The sequence below is a fragment of the Moorena sp. SIO3I6 genome (assembly GCF_010672095.1).
Genome location: NZ_JAAHHU010001168.1, coordinates 1 through 1,609, shown reverse-complemented (window position 1 = coordinate 1,609; position 1,609 = coordinate 1). Strand labels below are relative to the sequence as shown.

Below are 1,609 nucleotides of genomic sequence, written 5' to 3'. Positions count from 1 at the left end.
AGAGGCGCAATGGACAGGCAATTATTCATAATCCTCCAAAGCGCATAGCCTGTTCTTATTTAGTAACAGCTTGGCCCATTGGTGGCGAAGAATTACCCCTGCAAGAACACCGATTACTCAGCCAAGTGCTGCAAGTATTCTTAGCCTATCCAACTATTCCAGAAATACCTTTTTTAGAAAATACCCGACTTGCTGGGCAAGAACCAGCCTTACCAATGGTAACTGCTCAACTAGATGGAGTACAAAGCACTGCTGAGTTTTGGACTGCCTTGGGGAATCAATTACGTCCTTCCATCACAGTCACAGTAACCATTGCGATCAAGGAACTATTTGAGCCAGAGCCAACCCCGATTGTCATTACTCAAAATTGGCAATTAGGTGAGCGGATTTCACCATGCTCAGAACAACTGGTGCCAGGCACCGAACAACAATTTTTCCGGATTGGTGGGCGAGTTACGGATGCTGAGAATAACCCTGTTGTTGGCGCAACGGTTATTTTGGTTGAGCGTAATCTCAGGGCAGCCACTGATAGAGATGGAAACTATAGCATCGGGTCAATTCCTGCTGGTGCTTATACCTTACGGGTGCAGTTAGACGATGGTGTACAGGAGGTTACTATCACTATCCCAGTAGAATCCCCAGCAAGTAATTACAACCTGGAGTTACAGCAGTAATTTTCGTGATTATCAAGGAGTAAGAATTATGCCACAGTATCTTTCGCCAGGCGTATATGTTGAATACGTGCCACCCGCTTCCCTACCTGTTGCTGGAGTTGCAACCAGTGTCGCTGGGTTTATTGGTGTGGTAGCTGATAATGTTACTATGCCACAGCAACCAGGACAGTTTCAAAATGATAGTGATGGTAACCCTGTTTTAGATGATCAGGGTAATCCTGTTCCTGCCCCGTATGAGCTGACGACCGCAGGTGAACCAACATTAATTACCAGTTGGGAAGAGTTCAAAACTAGGTTTGGTGATTTCCAAGAGGGCAATAAAATCTTAGCCCATGGGGTGTATGGCTTCTTCTTCAACGGAGGTTCCCGTTGTTATGTACTGCGGGTTGCCGCTGCAACAGAAATTGATAACCCGGCTGAAGAGTTAGAGAAGTTTGAAACAGTTGATGAAATCACCATTGTTGCCGTACCTGGAGCAATTAGTGATATTCAACACACTGCTATCATTGCTCACTGCGCCAACATGGGAGATAGAGTAGCTATCTTAGATGGTGATGCAGATCAAGAACCTAGCAATGTAGGCGGTATCCGTCCTGTTGGTCGTAGTCAGCAAGCCAGCTATGCTGCTATCTACTATCCTTGGATTAAAGTCTTTGATCCCGTTAGCAATGCCCCAGATACTATACCTCCTAGTGGTCATCTTGCTGGAATCTATGCTCGCAATGATGCCACCCGGGGAGTGTTTAAAGCACCTGCTAACGAAGTTATTGTTAATGCCCTCGATGTCAGTCGTCCCATTAGTAAAGCCCAGCAGGATGGTTTAAATCCGGAAGGGATTAACGTTATCCGTTCTTTCAAAGGCACCATTAAAGTCTGGGGAGCCCGGACTATGGCAGATGATGCTAATGCTGATTTTCGCTACGTCAGTACCCGTA

2 protein-coding genes are annotated in these 1,609 nt (G+C 46.0%); both read left to right on the top strand.

Annotated elements, in window-relative coordinates; translation table 11 throughout:
* The coding region (locus F6K49_RS47335) for a Pvc16 family protein (protein WP_293109460.1) at nucleotides 1–674 on the top strand (674 nt) is incomplete at its 5' end.
* 28 nt (nucleotides 675–702) lie between these two features.
* The coding region (locus F6K49_RS47330) for a phage tail sheath subtilisin-like domain-containing protein (protein ID WP_293109458.1) at nucleotides 703–1,609 on the top strand (907 nt) is incomplete at its 3' end.